The organism is Hansschlegelia beijingensis, from assembly GCF_045505405.1.
GTDB lineage: Bacteria > Pseudomonadota > Alphaproteobacteria > Rhizobiales > Methylopilaceae > Methylopila > Methylopila beijingensis_A.
The window spans coordinates 1-815 of record NZ_JBJKEX010000642.1 but is presented as its reverse complement, the minus strand read 5'-3'; the positions used below and the strand labels follow the sequence as shown (position 1 = coordinate 815).

Annotated in this window: 1 protein-coding gene; it reads right to left on the bottom strand. The window is 70.1% G+C overall.

Features of this window, described 5'->3' with window-relative positions; all coding sequences use genetic code 11:
• Window positions 1-287 precede the first annotated feature (287 nt).
• On the bottom strand, window positions 288-815 hold a 528-nt coding region (locus ACIKT0_RS19350), incomplete at its 5' end, for a P-loop NTPase family protein (protein ID WP_407106892.1).

The following is an 815-nucleotide window of genomic DNA, read 5'->3' as shown; positions in this document are numbered from 1 at the left end:
CGCGCGCCCTCGACGGCGCGCTGGACGAGGTGCTGACCGCCCTCGTGGTCTGGACAGGCCGCCGTATCTGACAAGCCCGGCCGCCACGGCGCGGCCGCAGCTCAGCTCACCGCGGTCGCGGCCGAGCGCTCTCCACATCCTTCCAGATGCCTCCGGACATGAAAAAGGGCGCGCGGATCCCGCGCGCCCTTGATCGTTTCTGGGGTTGCCGGGCCGCCCCTTGTTGGATCGCCCCCTGGGCGCGGCCCCGATCCCCCGGAGGTCCGGGAGACCGGAGCTAGCGGCTCCTATTGGCCGAACTTGCCGGCCGCGTGGGCGAGCATCGTGTAGACCTTGCCGGTTTCCGAGGTCAGGTAGGTCTGGGCCAGCGCGTCATCCCGGCCCTGCGGCGCCACCTCGTCGAGCAGCCGCTCGAACTCCTCGACATAGCGGTCGACCGTCATGTGGAACTCGGGATCGCCCGCATATTTGCGCCGGATCTCCTCGAAGGTCTGCTGGCCCTGCAGCGTGTAGAGCCTGCGCGTGAAGACGTTGCGCTCGCCGCGGCGATAGCGGTCCCACAGCTCGCTGACCGCCTGATGGTCGATCATCCGCGTGATGTCGATCGACAGGTTGTCGAGGGATTCGAGCGTCCGGGAGGGCTCCCGGGCGGCGGCGTCTGCCTCGCCCTTGCGAGCGGCGTTCTCCTCTTCCCGTGAAGCGCGGGCGAGCACCGAGCGGCTGCGCCGCTCGCCGTCCTCCTTGGTGACGAGGTCGTTGGTCACGACCGCGAGGTCCACGCCGCGGCCGCGCAGCTCCGGGATCAGCCGCTCGAT